General features: G+C 70.3%; 22 protein-coding genes. 7 read left to right on the top strand and 15 right to left on the bottom strand.

Features of this window, described 5'->3' with window-relative positions:
• The first annotated feature begins 12 nt into the window (after positions 1-12).
• Positions 13-1,158, top strand: coding sequence for a bifunctional 2-methylcitrate synthase/citrate synthase (prpC, locus tag OL599_RS11190; RefSeq protein ID WP_264713824.1), 1,146 nt, complete (start codon positions 13-15; stop codon positions 1,156-1,158).
• Between the two features lie 504 nt (positions 1,159-1,662).
• Positions 1,663-2,259, top strand: coding sequence for a hypothetical protein (locus tag OL599_RS11185; protein ID WP_264713823.1), 597 nt, complete (start codon positions 1,663-1,665; stop codon positions 2,257-2,259).
• 106 nt (positions 2,260-2,365) lie between these two features.
• Here OL599_RS11185 and otnC read toward each other — a convergent pair whose 3' ends face one another.
• From otnC to OL599_RS11135, 10 genes are all read right to left on the bottom strand, one after another.
• Positions 2,366-2,998, bottom strand: a complete 633-nt coding sequence (otnC, locus tag OL599_RS11180) for a 3-oxo-tetronate 4-phosphate decarboxylase (RefSeq protein ID WP_264713822.1) — start codon at positions 2,996-2,998, stop codon at positions 2,366-2,368.
• Positions 2,995-4,296, bottom strand: a complete 1,302-nt coding sequence (gene otnK / locus OL599_RS11175) for a 3-oxo-tetronate kinase (protein ID WP_264713821.1) — start codon at positions 4,294-4,296, stop codon at positions 2,995-2,997. Before otnK ends, otnC begins: the two co-directional genes overlap by 4 nt.
• Positions 4,297-4,366: 70 nt before the next feature.
• A complete protein-coding gene (locus OL599_RS11170; protein ID WP_264713820.1) occupies positions 4,367-5,239 on the bottom strand; it encodes a class I SAM-dependent methyltransferase in 873 nt (290 codons plus the stop codon).
• 13 nt (positions 5,240-5,252) lie between these two features.
• On the bottom strand, positions 5,253-6,284 hold the full coding sequence (locus tag OL599_RS11165) for a glycosyltransferase family 4 protein (RefSeq protein WP_264713819.1): 1,032 nt from the start codon (positions 6,282-6,284) through the stop codon (positions 5,253-5,255).
• Positions 6,284-6,685 carry a 6-pyruvoyl trahydropterin synthase family protein gene (locus OL599_RS11160; protein ID WP_264713818.1) on the bottom strand — a complete coding sequence of 134 codons (402 nt, stop codon included), beginning with the start codon at positions 6,683-6,685 and terminating at the stop codon, positions 6,284-6,286. Before OL599_RS11160 ends, OL599_RS11165 begins: the two co-directional genes overlap by 1 nt.
• A complete protein-coding gene (locus tag OL599_RS11155) occupies positions 6,673-7,635 on the bottom strand; it encodes a zinc-dependent alcohol dehydrogenase (protein ID WP_264713817.1) in 963 nt (320 codons plus the stop codon). Before OL599_RS11155 ends, OL599_RS11160 begins: the two co-directional genes overlap by 13 nt.
• On the bottom strand, positions 7,632-8,417 hold the full coding sequence (locus OL599_RS11150; protein ID WP_264713816.1) for a RibD family protein: 786 nt from the start codon (positions 8,415-8,417) through the stop codon (positions 7,632-7,634). The genes OL599_RS11155 and OL599_RS11150 overlap by 4 nt, the downstream gene beginning before the upstream one ends.
• 66 nt (positions 8,418-8,483) lie before the next feature.
• Entirely contained in the window at positions 8,484-8,900 is a 417-nt protein-coding gene (locus OL599_RS11145) for a hypothetical protein (protein WP_264713815.1), read from the bottom strand.
• Positions 8,897-9,211: a rod-binding protein gene (locus OL599_RS11140; RefSeq protein WP_264713814.1), complete on the bottom strand. Its 315-nt coding sequence runs from the start codon at positions 9,209-9,211 to the stop codon at positions 8,897-8,899. Before OL599_RS11140 ends, OL599_RS11145 begins: the two co-directional genes overlap by 4 nt.
• A complete protein-coding gene (locus OL599_RS11135) occupies positions 9,211-10,326 on the bottom strand; it encodes a flagellar basal body P-ring protein FlgI (RefSeq protein ID WP_264713813.1) in 1,116 nt (371 codons plus the stop codon). The genes OL599_RS11140 and OL599_RS11135 overlap by 1 nt, the downstream gene beginning before the upstream one ends.
• Before the next feature lie 213 nt (positions 10,327-10,539).
• Here OL599_RS11135 and OL599_RS11130 point away from each other — a divergent pair, with 213 nt between their 5' ends.
• From OL599_RS11130 to OL599_RS11120, 3 genes are all read left to right on the top strand, one after another.
• Positions 10,540-10,947, top strand: coding sequence for a flagellar assembly protein FliX (locus OL599_RS11130; protein ID WP_264713812.1), 408 nt, complete (start codon positions 10,540-10,542; stop codon positions 10,945-10,947).
• 252 nt (positions 10,948-11,199) lie between these two features.
• Positions 11,200-11,613, top strand: a complete 414-nt coding sequence (gene dksA / locus OL599_RS11125; RefSeq protein WP_264713858.1) for an RNA polymerase-binding protein DksA — start codon at positions 11,200-11,202, stop codon at positions 11,611-11,613.
• Between the two features lie 153 nt (positions 11,614-11,766).
• Positions 11,767-13,086 carry an ABC transporter substrate-binding protein gene (locus tag OL599_RS11120; RefSeq protein ID WP_264713811.1) on the top strand — a complete coding sequence of 440 codons (1,320 nt, stop codon included), beginning with the start codon at positions 11,767-11,769 and terminating at the stop codon, positions 13,084-13,086.
• 71 nt (positions 13,087-13,157) lie between these two features.
• Here the strand turns inward: OL599_RS11120 and pcaF are convergent, their stop codons facing one another.
• From pcaF to OL599_RS11095, 5 genes are all read right to left on the bottom strand, one after another.
• Positions 13,158-14,360, bottom strand: a complete 1,203-nt coding sequence (pcaF, locus tag OL599_RS11115; RefSeq protein ID WP_264713810.1) for a 3-oxoadipyl-CoA thiolase — start codon at positions 14,358-14,360, stop codon at positions 13,158-13,160.
• Positions 14,361-14,458: 98 nt separating this feature from the next.
• Entirely contained in the window at positions 14,459-15,193 is a 735-nt protein-coding gene (gene flgH / locus OL599_RS11110) for a flagellar basal body L-ring protein FlgH (protein ID WP_264713809.1), read from the bottom strand.
• Positions 15,190-16,176, bottom strand: coding sequence for a flagellar basal body P-ring formation chaperone FlgA (gene flgA / locus OL599_RS11105; protein WP_264713808.1), 987 nt, complete (start codon positions 16,174-16,176; stop codon positions 15,190-15,192). Before flgA ends, flgH begins: the two co-directional genes overlap by 4 nt.
• Positions 16,177-16,184: 8 nt before the next feature.
• On the bottom strand, positions 16,185-16,970 hold the full coding sequence (gene flgG / locus OL599_RS11100) for a flagellar basal-body rod protein FlgG (protein ID WP_264713807.1): 786 nt from the start codon (positions 16,968-16,970) through the stop codon (positions 16,185-16,187).
• Between the two features lie 17 nt (positions 16,971-16,987).
• Positions 16,988-17,728: a flagellar hook-basal body complex protein gene (locus OL599_RS11095; protein WP_264713806.1), complete on the bottom strand. Its 741-nt coding sequence runs from the start codon at positions 17,726-17,728 to the stop codon at positions 16,988-16,990.
• A 264-nt stretch (positions 17,729-17,992) separates the two neighbouring features.
• Here OL599_RS11095 and OL599_RS11090 point away from each other — a divergent pair, with 264 nt between their 5' ends.
• A complete protein-coding gene (locus OL599_RS11090) occupies positions 17,993-18,526 on the top strand; it encodes a flagellar basal body-associated FliL family protein (protein WP_264713805.1) in 534 nt (177 codons plus the stop codon).
• Positions 18,523-19,596: a flagellar motor switch protein FliM gene (gene fliM, locus OL599_RS11085; RefSeq protein WP_264713804.1), complete on the top strand. Its 1,074-nt coding sequence runs from the start codon at positions 18,523-18,525 to the stop codon at positions 19,594-19,596. The genes OL599_RS11090 and fliM overlap by 4 nt, the downstream gene beginning before the upstream one ends.
• The last annotated feature ends 49 nt before the right edge of the window (positions 19,597-19,645 follow it).

Raw genomic sequence — 19,645 nt, 5'->3', positions numbered from 1 at the left:
AGGGAGGACATCGTGAGCGAGACGATCAACAAGCCGAAGAAGTCGGTGGCGCTGTCCGGCGTGCCGGCCGGCAACACCGCGCTGTGCACGGTGGGACGCACCGGCAACGACCTGCACTACCGCGGCTACGACATCCTCGACATCGCCGAGACCTGCGAATTCGAGGAGATCGCCCATCTGCTGGTGCACGGGCGCCTGCCGAACGCCGCCGAGCTTGCCGCCTACAAGGCCAAGCTGCGCTCGCTGCGCGGATTGCCGGCGGCGGTGAAGGCGGTGCTGGAGGCGACGCCGGCGGCGGCGCATCCGATGGACGTGCTGCGCACCGGCGTCTCCGCGCTTGGCTGCACGCTGCCGGAGAAGGAGGACCACAACCACGCCGGCGCCCGTGACATCGCCGACCGGCTGATGGCCAGCCTCGGTTCGATGCTGCTGTACTGGTTCCACTATTCCCAGGGCGGCCGGCGCATCGAGGTGGAGACCGACGACGACAGCATCGCCGCGCATTTCCTGCACCTGCTGCACGGCAAGGCGCCCGGTGCTTCCTGGGTGCGCGCCATGCAGACCTCGCTGAACCTGTATGCCGAGCACGAGTTCAACGCCTCGACCTTCGCCTGCCGCGTGGTGGCGGGCACCGGGTCGGACATGTACTCGGCAATCACCGCGGGCATCGGCGCGCTGCGCGGGCCGAAGCATGGCGGCGCCAACGAGTTCGCCTTCGAGATCCAGAAGCGCTACGCGACACCCGACGAGGCGGAGGCCGACATCCGTGCCCGCGTGGCGAACAAGGAAGTGATCATCGGCTTCGGCCATCCCGTCTACACGATCTCCGATCCGCGCAACCAGATCATCAAGGGCGTGGCGCGCACGCTGTCGCAGGAGGCGGGAAGCCTGCACATGTTCGAGATCGCCGACCGGATCGAGGCAGTGATGGCCGACACCAAGCGGATGTTCGCGAACCTCGACTGGTTCAGCGCGGTCTCGTACCACATGATGGGCGTGCCGACGGCGATGTTCACGCCGCTGTTCGTGATCTCGCGCACCTCCGGCTGGAGCGCGCATGTGATCGAACAGCGCGTCGACGGCAAGATCATCCGCCCGACGGCGAACTATGTCGGCCCCGAGGACCTTGCGTTCGTGCCTCTCTCCGCGCGCGGTTGAGCGAACGCGAAGGGCGCGTATCGCACGCTGCTTCAGGCCCGCAGGATCTGCATGCGCCGCGGCGGAAAGGCCGCGGCGCATTTTTTCGTGCGCAATCCGGCAAGCAACGATTGCTTTTTATTGACATTCGCGTACGAGACAGCGGATAGCGGTGACTGGCACGCATGCGTCCGATTCGCGATTCGTCAACTGGCTTCGGCATATGCGTGCGCAAGGGAAGGTACGGTCGATGGGCCGCAGACTCATCCGGTACTCGCGCAGCACATCGCGCATCGGCGCCGGGAGGGATGTTGCCCGCCGCAGGCCGAAGACATCGATGCGCAAGACGTCTTGCCGAGGCGGCGCGCTGCGCATCGACGTCCGCGGCGTGCCGGATCGGTCGGGTCGTCGCCATGCTTCGGACGCAATCGCGCCGCAGCATGATTGCCGGTTCGAAGCGATGGATCCGGTCCGTGGCCGCTCCCGTCAGGCGGCGCTTGCATGTTGCGGAACTGGCCGCTCAGGTTGCCGTTCGGACAGCCGGCGTATCCCATCACGGCAGACAAGGAGTTCCTTAACGTGAGCAACGAAGAAACCAAGACACCCCAAGCCATGGCCCTGGCCATGCGTGCGGCGACGAAGAAGGCGGCTCCGAAGAAGGCAGCCGCGAAGAAGCCGGCGGCGAAGAAGGCCGCGGCTCCCAAGAAGGCGGCGAAGCCGGCGGCGGCGAAGGCTGCCGTGAAGAAGGCGGCGGCGCCGAAGAAGGCGGCCACAGCGGCGAAGAAGCCGGCTGCCAGGAAGGCTGCCGCGCCGAAGAAGGCAGCGGCTGCCCCGAAGAAGGCCGCGGCCCCGAAGAAGGCGGCTGCTGCGAAGAAGGTGACCGCTGCGAAGAAGGTGGCGGCGCCGAAGAAGGCGGCTGCTGCGGCGAAGAAGCCCGCGGTCCGCAAGGCCGCTGCGCCGAAGAAGGCGGCTGCTGCGCCGAAGCGGGCGACGGCGGCCGCGCCGAAGCGGGCTGCTGCTTCGCGCAAGACTGCCGCGGCCAAGCCGGCCGTGCGGCGTACCCGCAAGCCGGCGGCCGAGGCTCCGACACCCGGGCCCACCACGACCGAGACCTCGAACTGAATCGAGGCCAGAGTCCGGCGTCACATGCGAAGGGCGCCCCGGCAACGGGGCGCCCTTTCCATATCGGGGATCGCCGGTGGGGATCGCCTGTGCGCCGCTATGGGCGCTACGCGAACGTCGCCAGCAGGTCGTCGACCTGGGTTGCGGTCAGCAACCGCGGTGCGGCGCCGCGCAGCAGCAGGAACAGCTTGGCCGCCTCTTCCAGTTCCTCGGCGGCATAGACGGCATCGGTCAGGGTCTTTCCTGAAACCACCGGTCCATGATTGGCCAGCAGCACCGCGCGCGCGTCACGTGCCGCCGCATGGATCGCCGGCTCCATCGCCGGATCGCCGGGGCGGTAATACGCAATGATGGGCATGCTGCGGCCGACGCGCATGACGAAATACGGCGTCAGCGGCGGGATCGGGTTCGCCGCGTCCACATCGGGCAGGCACGCGACCGCGGTGGCCATGGTGGAATGCAGATGCACTACTGCCCCCGCATCCGGCCGCGCCGTGTAGACGGCGCGGTGCATGAACACTTCTTTCGAGGGCTTGTCGCCGGATACGTGCATGAACGCGCGGTCCAGCCGCGACAGCCGCGCCGGATCCAGCCGCCCGAGCGAGGAGTTGGTGGGCGTGATGAGGTAGCCGTCATCCAGCCGCACGCTGATATTGCCGGCGCTGCCGACGGAGAATCCGCGTGCGAACAGGCTGCCGGCGAGTTCCACCAGCAGCAGGCGCGTTTGCGCTTCGGTCATGGCCGTTCCTGTGCGGTTGCGTCCAGCATGGCGAAGGATTTGAGGAAGAAGTCGCGGGCGCCGAAATTGCCGGATTTCAACGCCAGCAGCATCGGCGTGAGTCCGGCCCCCGGCGCGCCCTCGGCGTAGGTCCAGGGCACGCCTGGATCGATCTCCGCGCCGATGCGCAGCGAGCGCACGCCCAGCCGCGTCACCACTGCGCCGGAGGTCTCGCCGCCCGCCACCACCATGCGGCGCACGCCGCGCTGCACCAGGGCGCCGGCGATGTCGGCCAGCGCATGCTCCACCAGCGCGCCCGCGGCCTCGCGTCCCAGCTTCGCCTGCAGCGCCGCGACCTTTTCGGGCGGCGCGCTGGCGGCGATGACGATTGGCGCAGCCCCGAGCTTGCCGTCTGCCCAGGCGAGCGCCTGCCGCGCCAGCTCCCTGGCATCCGGCACGCTCAGCGGATCGAGCTCCAGCGTCGGCACATGTTCGCGCGCGGTGCCGATCTGGAACAGCGTGGCGCGCGAGCAGGAGCCGGCCAGCACGGCGGCGGGCCCATGCACCTCCGGCAGTGCGCCGGGATCGCGCAATGCCGGCAGCAGTCCTTTGCGGCGGAAATTCTCGGGCAGGCCGATCGCCACCCCGGAGCCGCCGGTGAGCAGCGCGTGCTCCGCCGCCGCTTCGCCGATCGCATGCAGATGCGCATCGCTCACTGCATCGACGATGGCGTAGCGCCGTCCCTGTTCCTTCAGCGCGGTCATGGCGCGGCGGATCGCGGCGGCGCCCTGGTCCACCGCCGCGAACGGCACCAGGCCCACCGTGCCGTCGGTCTGGCGCGACAGCACGCGCACCAGATTGGCATCCGTCATCGGCGTCAGCGGATGCTTTTCCATGCCGCTCTCGTTCAGCAGCGCGCTGCCGACGAACAGGTGGCCCTGGTAGACGCTGCGGCCATTGGCGGGGAAGGCGGGGCAGGCGAGGGCAAAGCCACAGCCGAGCGCTTCGACCAGCGCGTCGGCGACTGGGCCGATATTGCCCTGGTCGGTGGAATCGAACGTGGAGCAGTATTTGAAGAAGAACTGCCGGCAGCCGGCCTGCCGCAGCCAACGCAGCGCCGCCAGGCTCTCGCCGACCGCCTGGCGCACCGGCGCCGTGCGCGACTTCAGCGCCACGATGACGGCGTCGGCGTCCGGCACCGGATCGCCGGCGCCGGGCACGCCGATCAGTTGCACGGCGCGCATGCCGTTGCGCACGAGCATGGAGGCGAGGTCGGTCGCGCCGGTGAAGTCGTCGGCGATGCAGCCGAGCAGTGCCATGGCATTATTCCCGTTGTAAGGCCCTGGGTTGGCGGGCCGATTCAGCCGGCGCCCGAAACCGGCGCCGGCATCAGCCCGCTGGAGGCAGCGCCAGAATGTCGCGGTGGCCGATGCGGATGGCAAGCCGCGCCATCGCGGCCTGGCGCAGCCGCACCTGCTCCCAGGCCGCGATATCGCTGCGCCGCCCGGGCAGATGCGCCGCGGCGACCCGGGCATGCCCGTCCACCAGCGCGGACAGCATCGCGGCCGCGGTCGGCGGGATGCACCAGTCCGACGCCGCCGACGACACCGCGAAGCCGTGCGCCGCGAGCGCTTCATGCAGCACCGCCGGCGCGCGTGGCCCCAGCGCGGGGCCGAAGCCCTTGTCGCGGCCCTGATCGCGGCGAAAGCCGCTGGAGACCACGCGATCCAGCTTGTGCGCGGGCCGGAAGGCATCGCGCCCGTCGACGCTCAGGCAGGCCAGCAGCGGCGTGCGCAGGGCCGCTACGAAGCGGCCGATCCAGGCGGCGGACACCAGGTCCAGCAACGCACTGCATACCACGGCGTCCGTGTGCGCCAGCGGCATCGTTTCGGGCGCGCCGGCCAGGTCGGCGATCACGGCGTCCACCCGCCACGCGCCGGACGGCGTGTCGATCAGCAGCGCGCGCGAACCGGCGACGCCCGCTGCCGTGACGGTGAAGCCATTGGCCTCGGCCCATGCGGCGGTATCCGCGAAGGCGCGCGCGAGCAGGTCGGCATCGGCGTCGGCGAAGGTCCAGGCCTGCGCCCGGCCGATGATCGGCGCCAGCCAGCGGAACAGGCTGCCGGTGCCTGCCCCCAGATCCAGAAGGCGTGGCCGCGCCGGCAGCATGGCCGACAGGCGCTGCGCCAGTGCGGCACTCCGCGCCATCGCATCGAAGGGTGCGCGCAGCGCCAGCCAGTCGCCGTCGAAGGTCTCGGTCACCCCCGCCCCTGCGTCACGCCAGCGCCGCGGCGAAGGCGCGTGCCTGCGTCGTCCAGTCCGGCAGCGTCTGCCCGATTTTCCAGGCGGCGCCCGCGGCATCGTGGCGCAGGGGGACGTCGAAAATCAGCCGGCGCAGCGATTTCGACAGGGTTACCTCGTCGCCCGGCGCGCAGACCACGCCGGCCTGCGGTGTCACCAGCGCACCCGCGGCGCCGCCCGCGGTCACCGCCACCGGCAGCCCGCGCTTCAGCGCTTCGGCGACGGCCATGCCGTAGCCCTCGTACTGCGTCGCCAAAGCGAACACGTCGGCCTGCTGCCAGAGCGCCTCCAGCGCCTCGTCCTCGATTTCGCCGGCGAACGTCACGCGCTGGGAGACGCCCAGTTCCGTCGCCAGTGCCTGCAGCGACCGCGCGTGCACGGGGTCGCGCGGCGCGCCGGCAATGGTCAGGCGCCAGTCGAGGTCGAACAGCCGCGCCAGCGATCGCAGCAGCACGTCATGGCCCTTGCGCGGCACCAGCGTGCCGACGGACAGGATCTCGCAGCCGGGGCCGCCGGAGCCGGGGCTGCGCGGCGCGTCGTCGGTGCCCGGCACCACCACGGCGATGCGTGCCGGGTCCACGCCGAACTCCGCCGCGAGGCGTTCGGCGGTCGATTCGCTGGTCACGATCACCCGGGCGAGCCTGGGCATCAGCAGCTGCTCGACGGCGCGCAGCCGGTCGCGATCCTGCTCGGTCCTGCCGGTTTCCAGCGCCGTCGGATGATGGATGAGCCCCACGGCCTTGCGCGCGGAGAGCGCGCCGGCCAGCGCCTCGAAGGCCGGCAGGCCGAGCCCGTCGATCACCGGCACGGTATCCGCGGGCAAGGCGCCCCACGCTGCCCGCGCGGCGGCGGCCGCATTGGCATCGGCCAACGGATGGCGTCCGGCGAGCTCGACCGCAGCGGCGTCGTGGCCGGCCGCGCGCAGGCCCGCGATCATGCGCCGGTCATACGAATAGCCGCCGGATATGGCGGCGAGCGGCGCCGGGACGATCAAGGCCGCGCGCATCAGCCGATCTCCGCCTCAAACGCGGCCCAGGCCACTGGGCTTTCGCGCAACAGCACCTTCAGCCCCGTCACCGCCTTGCCGCCATCGCCCATGGCGCCGCTGCGGCACGCCGCGGCCAGCAGCGAATGGATGTGCTGCGCCATGAATTCGGTTGTGGTGTTCCGGCCCGCCAGCGCCGGCACTTCGTCGAGGTTGCTGTAATCGACGGTGTCGAGGACCCGTCGCAGCTCGGTCTTGGCCAGGCCGATATCGATCAGCAGGTTCAGATGGTCCAGCTTCGGCGCGCGGAACTCCGCCTCCACCGCATAGGTCGCGCCGTGCAGGCGCTGGGCCAGCCCGAATTCGGCGCCGCGGAAGCTGTGCGCGATCATGATGTGGTCGCAGACCGTCAGACTGAACATGCGGAATTCCCATAGGTGACGACATGGCAGAGCCCGCCCGCGAGCAGGTCGCCCATGCGCGCGGGCAGGTCGTCGAAAGCGGTGACGGATTCGACGAGCGAGTCGTAGGCAGGATCGGCCAGCAGCGACAGTGCCAGGCCCAGCCGCTGGCCATGGCTGCGCCGCCCGCGCATGGCCGGCGCCACGCTGCCCACCTGCGTCGAGACCAGGCGCAGGCGCCGCTGGTGGAACGCCTCGCCCAGCGGCAGAGCGGGGACGCGGTCGGCGAACCAGCTCGCCTCGACGATGCGCGCCTCGAACGCCGCATGATCGAGTGCCAGGCGCAGTCCGGCCTCGCTGCCGGAGGCGTGCACGATCAGTTCCTGTTCCTCGGGTGCGCCGTCAGGAGGGGCGAAGGTGCAGCCGAAGCGTTCGGCGAGCACGGCGCGGCCGGGATCGATGTCGGTGACGGTGACGGCGGCGCCGGGGATGCGCGCCAGCAGCGACGCGGTCAGCAGTCCGACAGCGCCGGCCCCTACCACCATCATCCGCTCACCGGGCAGCGGCGCCGCATCCCACAGGATGTTCAGCGCCGTCTCCATGTTGGCGGCCAGCACCGCGCGCGGCGTGGGTACCGCATCGGGCACCGGCACGCACATGGCGGCCGGTGCGTTGAAGACGTCCTGGTGCGGATGCAGCACGAAGACCCGCCTCCCGGCATCGGTCAGGCCGACGGCGCTGTATCCGTATTTCACCGGAAACGGGAAGGCGCCGTCCATCAGCGGCGCGCGCATAACGGCGTACTGGCTCGGCGGCACCCGGCCGGCGAACACGGTGGCTTCGGTGCCGCGCGAGATCCCGCTCGCGATCATGCGGATGCGCAGTTCCTCGGGGCCGGGTGCGCGCAGCGTTTCCGGCCGGATCTCGCCGCGACCTGGCGCCACGGTCCAGAAGGCGCGCGCGGCCGTCATCGGCGTGCCGCCTTCAGCGCGATGTCCAGCAGCAGGTCGTCGCCCAGCCGGTGCAGCGTCCAGTTCAGCCGGATGCCGTCTTCCGGGCGGCTGACCCCGGGCAGAGTGAAGGCGGGAATGCCGCAGCCCAGCAGCAGCGGCGCCACCGTCACGTGCAGCCGGTCCAGCACGCCGGCGGCGAGGAAGCGCGAGACGGTGACGCCGCCGCCCTCGATGAAGATTCGCCGCACCCCACGCGCCCGCAGTGCCGCGACCACGGCGCCGGGATCGAGCCCGCCGCCGGCCGCACGCGGCAACCGCACGACCTCGGCGGTGCCGAGCCGTGTCGGCCCGTCAGCATCCTCGGCGCACAGCAGCAGGGTCGCGGGCCCGCCGCGGAACACGCGGTAGCCGTCATCCAGCCGCCGGTCGGCATCGACGACCACGCGCACCGGCGACGGCCCCTGGCAAAGCCGCGTGGTCAGCAGCGGATCGTCGGCGCGCACGGTGGCCGCACCCACCAGGACGGCGTCGAACAGCGCGCGCAGCCGGTGGGTGTGCAGGATGTCCTGTTGCCCGCTGATCCAGAACGAGGTGCCGCTCGGCGTGGCGATGCGCCCATCGAGCGTCTGGGCGATGCGGCCGAGCACGAAGCATTCATCTGCGGCATCTGGTGATGCGAGCAGGGGGGCGTAAAGCGGCGCTGCCGCCACCGCCGCGGGATCGCGCGACAAGATGCGCTGCCAGCCGGCATCGTCGATCTTGCCCTGCGCGCGGATCGTATCGGTGCGATCGGTGTCCATGCAGCGCCGCCACTATCATGCGCGCGCCCGGGCCGGTAGTGGCCGGGTGGCCGCAACGCCGGCGGATCAGGCGCGGGCCGACAGGCTCACCGGCGGCATCTGCCGCGGTCCCGCTATGCCGCCGCCGGCGGTGTAGCGCGGCACGCCGCCAGCCGCCTTCGGGATCGCGCCGACGATCACGTCGATCACGCGGCCCTGCACGGCCATGGCGCGTTCCAGCAGGCGCTTGTTCTCATCGGCCAGGTCGCGCAGCCGGCCGGCGACCTGCCCGGCCAGGCGCTGCTGTTGCCCCGCCGGCGATGCATTCGCGGCCGCGGCTGCCGTCCGGGCCGCGGCGAAGGCATCGGCGGCGCGCTGCTTCTGCTCCAGCAGGCGCATCGCCGCGGGCAGGTCCATCGCGGCCAGCGCCTTGTTCTCCTGCGCCAGCGTGTCGGCCAGCGCGACGGCGGCATCGATCAGGTCCTGGGTGACGGAAGCAGTCATGCGGCGGGCTCCGTGGCGGCTTCCTGCAGGCGCAGGATCTGGTGGAATACGGGCACGGCGAGGCCAAGCCCGCCATGCGCGGCAACGTGTTTCGCGACTTCCTGCGTCAGCATCGGCTGCCAGGCGGACTCGCCGTCGCCGCCGCCGAACGGGCCATGCGCGGTGTCGACGCTGTCGAAGATCGGCGCCAGCAACTGGCCCAACGCCATCGCCTCGAAATCCTGCGCGGCCTTCCAGGCCTTCGCCGCCCCGGGCTGCGCCAACTGCACGGCGTCGGGTGGCCCCTGGGGTGTGGTGACGATGCCGGCCATCAGCGCACCTGCAGCTCGGCCTGCAGCGCGCCGGCGGCCTTGATCGATTGCAGGATGCTGATCATGTCGCGCGGCCCCACGCCGAGCGCGTTCAGGCTGGCCACCAGGTCGCGCAGCGTGAAGTTGGCGTTGAGGATGCCCAGCTTCTTGTCCGCGCCGTCATCCACCTGCACGTTGGTGCGGTTGACCGTGGTTGTGGTGCCATTCGACAGCGGCCCGGGCTGGCTCACCTCCGGCGTCTCGGTAACGCGGATGGTCAAGTTGCCCTGGGCGATCGCCACCGTGCTGACGCGCACATTGGCGCCCATGACGATGGTGCCGCTGGCCTCGTCGATCACCACCACGGCAGGACTGTCCGGGGCGACCCGCAGATCCTCGATGCGCGCCAGCGCGTCCACCACGTCGCGGCCCGCCAGATCGAGCGCCACGGTCCGCGGATCGGTGGCGCGGGCAGGGGTGCCGCCCAACGCCCGGTTCACCGCCTCGGCCATGCGCCGTGCGGTGGTCAGGTCCGGATTGCGCAACCCCAGCCGCAAGGCGGGCTTGGAGGCGAGCTGATAGCCCACCTCGCGCTCCACCGTGGCGCCGTTGGCGATGCGCGCCGAGGTCGGCACCCCGCGGGTCACCGACGCATTGGCCCCGCGCGCCGCGATCGCCCCGGTGGCCAGCGCTCCCTGGGCGACCGCGTAGACCTCGCCGTCGGCGGCCAGCAGGGGGGTGACCAGCAGCGTGCCGCCGCTCAGGTCCTTGGCGTCGCCCAGGGCGGAGACGGCCACGTCGATGCGGCTGCCGGTGCGGGCGAAGGCGGGCAGGCTGGCGGTGACCATCACGGCCGCCACGTTCTTCGTCTGCAGCCTGGCTTCCTGGTCGCGCGTGTTCACGCCCAGGCGCTCCAGCATGCCGATCAGCGACTGCCGGGTGAACACCGCCGAATCCAGCTTGTCACCGGTGCCGTTCAGCCCGACCACCAGGCCGTAGCCGACCAGCTGATTCTCGCGCACGCCCTCGACATCGGCGATGTCCTTGATGCGCACCTGCGCCCGCGCCGGCAGCGCCACGACCAGGACCGGCGCCAGGATCAGCAACAGCGACAGGATCACGCGAGGCGGCGGCATGGCGGGTCTCCGGGGGCGGCGAAGTAGCGGGGCGTCAATGTTTTGCCCCCATGCTGCGGGGCGCGGTGACGGGCATCGCAAGCCTCGTGCCAGCCGGGAATGTCGGAAAACCGATACTTCCAAGGCCGGCCACCCGGCAGGATCTGCCGGCCGGCAGGACCGGCCGGGGCGGCGTGGAGATGCGGCGGACGTGGCAGAAGGAGTGCGGACGACATGACGATCATCAGCGGCCTGGGCCCGGCCGCGCCCACGGGGCGAAGCACTGGCCGGGCTGGGGCCGGCAGGTCCGGCTTCAGCGTGCCCGGCGAGGCGCGCAGCAGCGGCACGGCCGGCGCGGCCGCGACGTCCGCGCTGTCGCTGGCCGGGCTGCTGGCCCTGCAGGCCGACGACACGGACACGGTACAGGACCGCGAGGCAAGGCGCCGCGGCCGGGACATGCTCGACGAGCTCAACGCGCTGCAGCGGGCCCTGCTGGGCGACACCGTGGATTTCACCGGGCTCAGGCGGCTGGCCACCCTGGCGGCGGACGTGCCCGCCGCGCTCGATCCGCGCCTGCGGGCGATCGTGAACGAGATCACGGTGCGGGCGAAAGTGGAGCTGGCCCGCTACGGCGCCGGATAAATTTTCTGTCCGCAAAGGGGCTTTGCACGGCCGTTCCCGATGCAGGCGGCCCGGGCAGCCGACAATGTCCGCCAAGTCCCCTTGGCGCGGCAGCATTGCATGGCTATAAGCCGCCCCGACTGACGTCCCTGGATCGATCCGGGGGACCCGGCGGCACAAGTGGCTCATTGCCTTTGTTGGCTCACTTCCGCGAAGTCCCTGCGTGCAATCCGGCCTGGGGCCGCCGTAACGCAGCAGGATCGCCACGCAATGATGGTCACACTGCCCCCTGACTACCGACCCTCGGATGACGAGGAGTTCATGAATCCGCTCCAGGTCGAGTATTTTCGCCAGAAGCTTCTGCGCTGGCGGACCGAGCTGTTGCGTGACGCGGACGGAACGTTGGCGAGCCTGTCCGAAGGCGGCATTCACGAGGCCGACATCACCGACCGCGCCAGCGTGGAGACCGACCGGGCCCTGGAGCTGCGCACCCGCGACCGGGCGCGCAAGCTGATCAACAAGATCGATCAGGCACTGACCCGCATCGAGAACGGCTCCTACGGCTTCTGCGAGGAAACCGGCGAGCCGATCGGCCTCAAGCGCCTGGAAGCCCGCCCGATCGCCACGTTGTCGATCGAGGCCCAGGAGCGCCACGAACGCATGGAGCGGGTCCACCGCGACGACTGATCATCGCGGGTCCACCGCGACGACTGATATCATCGCGGGCCTGTCGTGACGGCTGAGCAAGGACCGGGGGAGTCTCCCGGCCTTTTGTCTTGCCGGTCTTGGGGCTAGGATCACCGCCCCGGCCCGCAGAGGCCACCCATCGGGAGGATATCAATGATACGTCGCCGTCATCTGCTGCAGGCGTCCGCGGGGCTGCTGGCCGTACCCGCCATCGTCGAGAAGGTGGGCGCCCAGACTGCGTTCGACTGGAAGCAGTTCAAGGGCACCAAGCTGGAGGTCAACCTCGCCAAGTCGCCGCGCTCCGACGTGCTGCAGGCGCACCAGAAGGAATTCGAGGAACTGACCGGCATCAAGGTCGGCTCCGAGCAGATCCCCGAGCAGCAGCAGCGCCCGAAGGTGGCCATCGAGCTCAGCTCCGGCCGGCCCAGCTTCGACGTGGTGAACGTCGCCCTGCACGTGCAGAAGCGGTTGATCGAGAAGGGGAAGTGGCTGGCCGACATCCGGCCGATGCTGAAGGATCCCAAGCTCACGGTCGCCGATTTCGACTACGGCGATTTCAGCCCCGCGGTGGTCAAGGCGGCCACGGCCCCGGACGGGCTGGTGCACACGCTGCCGCTGAACCAGGACCTGTTCATCCTTTTCTACAACAAGGCGCTGCTTGCGGAGAAAGGCCTCTCGGTACCCAAGACCTATGCCGAGATGTTGGACGCCGCCGTCAAGGTCACCGACAAGACCAAGGGCGTCTACGGCTTCGTCGGCCGCGGCCTGAAAAACGCCAACATGGCGCTGTTCGACACCATCCTGCTCGGCTGGGACCAGGAGACGATCTCGGCCGACGGCAAGACCTTGCTGATGGATACGCCCGAAGCCATCGCCGCCGGGCAGTATTTCGCCAAGCTGATGCGTGAAACCTCGCCGCCTGGCGCCGTGGGTTTCAACTGGAACGAAAGCCAGACCACGTTCAGCCAGGCGCGCGCGGCGATGTGGCTGGACGGCGTGGGCTTCTCCGCGCCGCTGGTGGACAAGACCAAGTCAAAGGTGGTGGACACGGTGGGCTTCGCCGTGGTGCCGGCGGGGCCGAAGGGGCATTTTACCGCGACCTATATCGACGGCATCGGCATCGCCGAGGGCAGCCGCAACAAGGGCGCCGCCTGGCTCTACTGCCAGTGGGCCACCAGCAAGGCGATGTGCCTGGAGATGCTGCGCACCGGCTCCGGCACGCCCGGCCGGGCCAGCTCGTATGCCGACGAGGGCGTGCAGAAGGGCAGCCCGTTCCCGAAAGAGTGGTTCGACACGGTCAAGGCGTCGCTGAAGATCGCCCGCTCCGGCCTGCCGGAGATCGTTGCGGTGACGGAGTTCCGTGACGTGTTCGGCATCGCCATCACCAACACCCTCGGCGGCGCCGACGTGGCCACCGAGTTGAAGAAGGCGACCGAGACGTTCAAGCCGGTGCTGGCGAAGGAACTCACCTAGCCGACGCCGGCCTGCCTGATGCAGCGCTGAGGATGACCGGGCGGGGGATGAATCCCCCGCCCGTTGCGTGACTACACCCGCTCGATCAGCGCGGCGATGCCCTGGCCCACGCCGATGCACATGGTCGCGATCGCGCGCTTGCCGCCGCGCGCCTCCAGCGCGCTCACTGCCGTCATTGCCAGGCGCGCGCCGGACATGCCCAGCGGATGGCCCAGTGCAATGGCGCCGCCATGCGGGTTCACATGCTCGGCATCGTCGGGCAGGCCGAGCTGGCGCATCACCGCGAGGCCCTGGCTGGCGAAGGCCTCGTTCAGCTCGATGATGTCGATCTCGCCGATCGCAAGCCCGGTGCGCGCAAGCAGCTTGCGCACCGCCGGCGCCGGGCCGATGCCCATGATGCGCGGCTCCACGCCGGCGGTCGCCATCGCCACCACGCGGGCGCGCGGGGTCAGGCCATGTCGGCGGGCAGCGCCCTCGCTGGCCAGGATCAGGCCGGCCGCACCATCGTTCACGCCCGAGGCATTGCCCGCGGTGACCGTGCCCGGCGTGCGGAACGGCGTCCGCAGCTTCGCCAGCGCCTCCAGCGTGGTGTCGCCGCGCGGATGTTCATCGGTGTCGACGACGATTTCGCCCTTGCGGGTCTTGATCGTCACCGGCGTGATTTCGTGCCTGAAGAACCCCGCTTCCTGCGCCGCCTTGCATTTCTGCTGGCTGCGCAGCGCGAACCTGTCCTGGTCCTCGCGCGATACCTGGAATGCTTCCGCAACGTTCTCGCCGGTCTCCGGCATGCTGTCGATGCCGTAGCGCGTCTTCATCAGCCCGTTCACGAAGCGCCAGCCGATCGTGGTGTCGTAGATCTCGGCGGCGCGGCTGAAGGCTTCACTGGCCTTGCCCATCACGAACGGCGCGCGCGTCATGCTCTCGACGCCGCCGGCCAGCATCAGCTCGGCCTCGCCGGCGCGGATGGCGCGGGCCGCGGTGCCGACCGCGTCGAGTCCGGAGCCGCACAGCCGGTTGACGGTGGCGCCGGGCACGGCGGCGGGATAGCCGGCAAGCAGCGTGGCCATGTGCGCGACGTTGCGGTTGTCCTCGCCGGCCTGGTTGGCGCAACCGAGGTAGCAGTCGTCCAGCGCCTCCCAGTCCACATTCGGGTTGCGCTCCTTCAGCACGCGCAGCGGATGCGCGGCCAGGTCGTCGGTACGCACGTCCTTCAACACGCCGCCATAGCGGCCGATCGGTGTGCGCGTGAAGTCGCAGATGAATGCCTCGGACATGGGCCGGGTTTCCCTTCCAGCTTTGCTGGCCGGGAAGCTAGAGCAATATCGGCACGGATGGAATCGCGCCGCGGTTCCATGCCGATGACATGACGGCGTCAGAACGGCAGCAGGATATCCATCACCTGCTGGCCCCAGCGCGGGGTCTGCACGTCGGTCAACTGGCCGCGCCCGCCATAGGCGATGCGCGCCTCCGCCATGCGGTCGTGCCGCACCGTGTTGTCGCTGGCGATATCCTGCGGGCGGATCACGCCCGTCACCTGCAGGTCGCGCAACTCGCTGTTCACCCGTACCTCCTGGCGCGCCGCCACCACCAGGTTGCCGTTCGGCAGCACCTGCGTGATCACGCCGGCCAGGCGCAGCGCCACCGTCTCGTTGCGCTTCAGCTCCGCGGTGCCGGTGTTGCCGTTGTTGCTGCTGGCGGTGACCAGGTTGCTGGCCACCGCGCCGGCGAACACGCGCGGGATCGTCGTCTCGAGGCCGAACAGGTTGGGCACGCCCATGCCCTCGCTGCTGTTGCGGTTGGCCGCCGTGTTGTTCTTCAGGTCGGCGTTGTCGGTGATGTTGACCAGCACCGTCACGATGTCGCCCACCAGCGCCGCGCGCTGGTCCTTGAAGAAGGCGCGGCTGCCGCTGCGCCACAGCGCGTTGGCCTGCGGCACGGCGACCTGCGGCGCCGGCATCGGCATGGTCATGGGCCGATATGTCGGCTCCTGCGTCGGGTCGCCGCTCGGCGTCATCGATGGGGGCCGCCCGACTTCCGACAGCCGCTGCAGCGAGCCGCAGCCGCACAGCAGGACCGGCAGCAGCAGAACCAGAGCCGGCGCCCTCATTGGACGAGTCTCCCGGCGATGCTGCTGTATTGGAAGGGCCGGCCGCCGGCCGGTTGCAACGGCAGCGTGCCGGGCGCCACGCGCACCCGGTCGGGGCCGGTCACGTCGGCCTCCACCACCGCGCGCGAGGCCGGGTTCAGCACCTGGATGCGGTCGCCGATCGCGCCCGCTTCCAGCGCCTGGCCCTGCGCCAGCAAGGTCAGGCCCGGCGCCTGCAACTGCATCGTCACCCGCGCCCCTTTCTGTACCGCGGCCGGACGAGTGAGCTCGGCCAGCGGCAGTGGCTGGCCGGCCACCGCCTGGCGGCGCAGCGTGAGCCCCACCGCCTGGGCCGGATTGCGCACCACCTCGCCGCGCGCCAGCCCGGCGCGCAACCGCGTCATTCGCAGGTCGCCCGGCTGGATGATGCTGCCGGGCAGCAGGCGGCGCACGGGCACCGGCAGCTCGATCATTTCCTGCAACGTGCCGGACAGGCGCATGCGCAGCATGGGCATGCCGTCGCCGGTCACCGCCAGCAGGCCGGTGAACCGGCCGGAGGCAGCGTCGTAGTCGAGCTGTTCCATCGTGCTGCGCGGATGCGATTCGGTGGCCACCAGCGGCGCCGCGAAGCCGGGCAGGTCGATCTCCGCATCGTCCGGCGCGCCGGCGCTGGTCAGGGCCGAGCGCAGCGCCGCCACCACATCCTCGCGCGGCAGCAGCCGGCCCGGCCGGTCGAGCACGGCGCGGTCGGTGGGCGAGGCTGGGCGCCAGTCCAGCCCGAACTGGCGGGCGATGGCGGCAAGCTGCGGCGCTTCGACCACGATGCGCGCGCCGGGGCCGGGGCCGGGGCCCAGGACGCGCTCGCCGCCCGGCCCGGCATCGTCGAACAGGTCGGACAGCCGCACCACCGGCGCGTCCAGCGTGGTGAGCGGCCGCAGCGTCGCGGCCGTGGCCGACGACGCCAACGCGGTTGCGGCCAGCAAGGCGAAGAGGGAGCGCGTCATGATGGCCCCTAGCGCAGATTGGTGAGGGTGGAGAGCATCTGGTCGGACGTGGTGATCACGCGGCTGTTCATTTCATAGGCGCGCTGGGCGGTGATCAGGTTGGTGATCTCGCTGACCACGTTGGTGTTCGAGCTCTCGACGAAACCCTGCAGCACCGACCCGAAGCCGGGCGAGGCCGGCGTGCCCGTCACCGGATTGCCGCTCGCCGCGGATTGCAGGAACAGGTTGTCGCCCTGCGCATCCAGCCCGGCATCGTTGGGAAACGCCGCGAGCTGGATCTGCCCCACGGTGCTCGGCGCGGTCTGCCCGTCGATCGACACCTGCACCTGGCCGGCCGCGTTGATGGTGACATTGGTGGCGTTGCTGGGAATGGCGATGCCGGGCTGCACCAGATAGCCGTCGGCGGTGACGATCTGCCCGTCCGGCGACAGCGAGAACGTGCCGTCGCGGGTATAGGCGGTCTCGCCGGAGGGCAGGGTGACCTGGAAATAGCCGTTGCCACGCACCGCCATGTCCAGGCTGTTGCTGGTCTGCTGCAGGTTGCCCTGCTCGTTGATGCGGTAGATGGCGGCGGTCTTCACGCCCAGGCCCACCTGGGCGCCGGCCGGCACCACCGACCCGGTATCCGACGAGTTGGAGCCGACCCGGCGCAGGTTCTGGTAGATCAGGTCCTGGAACTCGGCCCGCCGGCGCTTGAAGCCGGTGGTGGTCATGTTGGCGATGTTGTTGGAAATCACTTCAACGTTGGTCTGCTGCGCCAGCATGCCGGTGCCGGCGATGTCGAGCGATCGCATGGTGCGTGCCTCCGCCGCTACAGCCGCTTCTGGGTGATCTTGTCGATCGCGGCCTGCTCGCGGTCGGCCTCGCTTTGCACCATCTGGCTCGCGAACTGGAACTCGCGCAGGTCGTTCATCATCCGCGCCAGTTCCACCGTGGGCTTGACGTTGCTCTCCTCGATCGCGCCCTGGATCACCTTGGGCGCGGCCACCGGCCGGGTCGGCACGTCGGCGTTGAACTGGCGGCTGCCCTCGGCCTTCAGCTTCTGCGGGTCATCCGGCATGACCACGCCGATCCGCCCGATCCGCCCGTTCTCGCTGCTGATGGTGCCGTCGGCGGTGACGCTCAGCGCGGCGTCGGCGGTGGAGACCTGAATCGGCCGGCCGTTCACATCGAGCAGCGCGTCGCCCTCGTTGTCGACGACGGTGCCGGCGTTGGACAGCTCGTAATGGCCGGAACGGGTCAGGCGCGGGCCCCGCGGCGTCTGCACCGTGAAGAAGCCGTCGGCGCCGACCGCGAGGTCGAGCGGGTTGCCGGTATGGGTCAGCGGCCCCGACTGGGTGTCGCGATAGGTCGCGCGGTCCTGGGTGTAGGCCATGACGCGCCCGCCCGGCGGCAGCCCCGGGGCCGGCTGGCGCATCAGCCAGTCGCTGAACAGCATGCGCTCGGCGTGGAAGCCGGGCGTGCCGGCATTGGCAATGTTGGTCGCGGTCACGTCCAGGGCGCGCTGCTGGGCGACCAGGCGGGACAAGGCGATGGTGGTGATGTTCTGCATGCGGCGGGGCTTTCGCGGGTTTGTCTCTGCGGGGTTCTCTGCCGGGATAAGGGCAAGCGGCGTGCCAGCGCCGAAGCCGCGGTTCCGTGCGGGCGGGCAGCGGTTCTGCGGCACATGCCCGGCAATCCCTGCCGGGTGCGAACGGACCCACCCGGCAGGAACGGCCGCCGCCGCAAGGCTTCGTTAATCGCTTCCCGCCAGCATGCGGCCGCGTGGCGTCCGGCGTCGGGCGCCGGTCGTTTCGGGAAGGCATGAGGCGCGGATATGGGCGCGGCGACGGCGGCTCCATCACCATCGGCCGAGGATGCAGCCGCATCTGCCAAGGGCGGCAGGAAGCGGCTGCTGCTGCTGGCGGTGCCCGTGGTGCTGTCGGGCATCGGCGCCGGGCTGTGGTTCGGCGGCATCCTTCCGCCGCTGCTGGGCATGGGCAAGGCGGGCGTGCACGCCGAGGGCGAGGCCGCCGGGCCGCCGGAAGGCGAGGCGAAGGCGAAGCCGCCCAGCTTCGCCGAGATGCCCGAGATCGTTGCCAACCTCAACGCCGGCGCGCGGCGCACCGTCTACGTCAAGCTGCGCTCCCGCCTGGAGCTGGCCAGGCCCGAGGACGAAGCGGCGGTGCAGGCGGCGATGCCCCGCCTGCTCGACATGTTCCAGACCTATCTGCGCGAGATGCGGCCGGAGGAGCTGCGCGGTTCCGCCGGCACCTATCGCCTGCGCGAGGAACTGATCGCGCGCGCCAACGTCGCGGCGGCGCCCGCGCGCGTGGTCGATGTCCTGTTCACGGAGTTGCTGATTCAATGAGCGGCAGTGAAGCCGGGTCCGGCCAGCCCCCGTCCGACGAGGATCTCGCCGCCGCCTGGGGCGCGGAGACGGAGGCCGGCGAAACCGCGTCGGTGCAGCCGGCGCGCGTGCTCAACCAGGCCGAGATCGACAGCCTGCTGGGCTTCGACGACGGCCCCGTCGACGGCGAACACCGCAGCGGCATCCAGCGCATCATCAGCTCCGGCCTGGTCTCGTACGAGCGCCTGCCGATGCTCGAGATCGTGTTCGACCGGCTGGTGCGCATCATGTCCACCTCGTTGCGCAACTTCACCAGCGACAACGTGGAAGTCGGCATCGACAACATCCTGTCGCTGCGCTTCGGCGACTACCTGAACTCGATCCCGCTGCCAGCGATGCTGGCGGTGTTCAAGGCCGAGGAATGGGACAATTACGGCCTGATGGTGGTGGACAGCGCGATGATCTACTCGATCGTCGACGTGCTGCTGGGCGGACGGCGCGGCACCGCGGCCATGCGCATCGAGGGCCGGCCCTACACCACCATCGAGCGCACTTTGGTCGAGCGTCTGATCCAGGTGGTGCTGGCCGATCTGTCGATCAGCTTCGATCCGCTCTGCCCCGTGACCTTCCGCTTCGAGCGGCTGGAGGTGAATCCGCGCTTCGCCACCATCAGCCGGCTGTCCAACGCCGCCGTGCTGGCGCGGCTGCGCATCGACATGGAAGATCGCGGCGGCCGGCTGGAGCTGCTGCTGCCCTACGCCACGCTGGAGCCGGTGCGCGAGCTGCTGCTGCAGCAGTTCATGGGCGAGAAGTTCGGCCGCGATTCCATCTGGGAGACCCATCTGGCCGAGGAGTTGTGGAACACGGATATCGACCTCGACGTGGTGCTCGACGAGCAGACCATGAAGCTGTCGGACGTGATGGCGCTGCAGCCGGGCAGCCGGATCGTGCTGAACACGCTGCCCGGGGCGATGGTGCAGCTCCGTTGCGGCGCCACCACGTTGTTCGAGGGCAAGGTCGGGCGGCGCAAGAACCGGGTGGCGGTGCGCATCGAGGGCGAGGTGCCGCGCCCGCCGGCGGGCGAGCGATGAGGGCAGCTCGCTCGGCCATGAAAGCCCCTGTTCACGATTGCCTGCCAAA

This window comes from Limobrevibacterium gyesilva (assembly GCF_025989185.1).
GTDB classification, from domain to species: domain Bacteria; phylum Pseudomonadota; class Alphaproteobacteria; order Acetobacterales; family Acetobacteraceae; genus Limobrevibacterium; species Limobrevibacterium gyesilva.
Note: the sequence above shows the minus strand (reverse complement) of the source record. Positions and strands in the feature narration are given on the sequence as shown.

Bases quoted from the DNA above. Each gene is read 5' to 3' on its own strand.
- otnK (WP_264713821.1), bottom strand. From the start codon at position 4,296: ATGGCACTGCTCGGCTGCATCGCCGACGACTTCACCGGCGCGACCGAC.
- OL599_RS11150 (WP_264713816.1), bottom strand. From the start codon at position 8,417: ATGGACACCGATCGCACCGATACGATCCGCGCGCAGGGCAAGATCGAC.
- flgH (WP_264713809.1), bottom strand. From the start codon at position 15,193: ATGAGGGCGCCGGCTCTGGTTCTGCTGCTGCCGGTCCTGCTGTGCGGC.
- OL599_RS11090 (WP_264713805.1), top strand. From the start codon at position 17,993: ATGGGCGCGGCGACGGCGGCTCCATCACCATCGGCCGAGGATGCAGCC.
- otnC (WP_264713822.1), bottom strand. From the start codon at position 2,998: ATGACCGAAGCGCAAACGCGCCTGCTGCTGGTGGAACTCGCCGGCAGC.
- OL599_RS11135 (WP_264713813.1), bottom strand. From the start codon at position 10,326: ATGCCGCCGCCTCGCGTGATCCTGTCGCTGTTGCTGATCCTGGCGCCG.
- fliM (WP_264713804.1), top strand. From the start codon at position 18,523: ATGAGCGGCAGTGAAGCCGGGTCCGGCCAGCCCCCGTCCGACGAGGAT.
- OL599_RS11095 (WP_264713806.1), bottom strand. From the start codon at position 17,728: ATGCAGAACATCACCACCATCGCCTTGTCCCGCCTGGTCGCCCAGCAG.
- OL599_RS11165 (WP_264713819.1), bottom strand. From the start codon at position 6,284: ATGCGCGCGGCCTTGATCGTCCCGGCGCCGCTCGCCGCCATATCCGGC.
- OL599_RS11140 (WP_264713814.1), bottom strand. From the start codon at position 9,211: ATGGCCGGCATCGTCACCACACCCCAGGGGCCACCCGACGCCGTGCAG.
- dksA (WP_264713858.1), top strand. From the start codon at position 11,200: ATGGTCACACTGCCCCCTGACTACCGACCCTCGGATGACGAGGAGTTC.
- OL599_RS11120 (WP_264713811.1), top strand. From the start codon at position 11,767: ATGATACGTCGCCGTCATCTGCTGCAGGCGTCCGCGGGGCTGCTGGCC.
- OL599_RS11145 (WP_264713815.1), bottom strand. From the start codon at position 8,900: ATGACTGCTTCCGTCACCCAGGACCTGATCGATGCCGCCGTCGCGCTG.
- OL599_RS11155 (WP_264713817.1), bottom strand. From the start codon at position 7,635: ATGACGGCCGCGCGCGCCTTCTGGACCGTGGCGCCAGGTCGCGGCGAG.
- flgA (WP_264713808.1), bottom strand. From the start codon at position 16,176: ATGACGCGCTCCCTCTTCGCCTTGCTGGCCGCAACCGCGTTGGCGTCG.
- flgG (WP_264713807.1), bottom strand. From the start codon at position 16,970: ATGCGATCGCTCGACATCGCCGGCACCGGCATGCTGGCGCAGCAGACC.
- OL599_RS11160 (WP_264713818.1), bottom strand. From the start codon at position 6,685: ATGTTCAGTCTGACGGTCTGCGACCACATCATGATCGCGCACAGCTTC.
- OL599_RS11130 (WP_264713812.1), top strand. From the start codon at position 10,540: ATGACGATCATCAGCGGCCTGGGCCCGGCCGCGCCCACGGGGCGAAGC.
- pcaF (WP_264713810.1), bottom strand. From the start codon at position 14,360: ATGTCCGAGGCATTCATCTGCGACTTCACGCGCACACCGATCGGCCGC.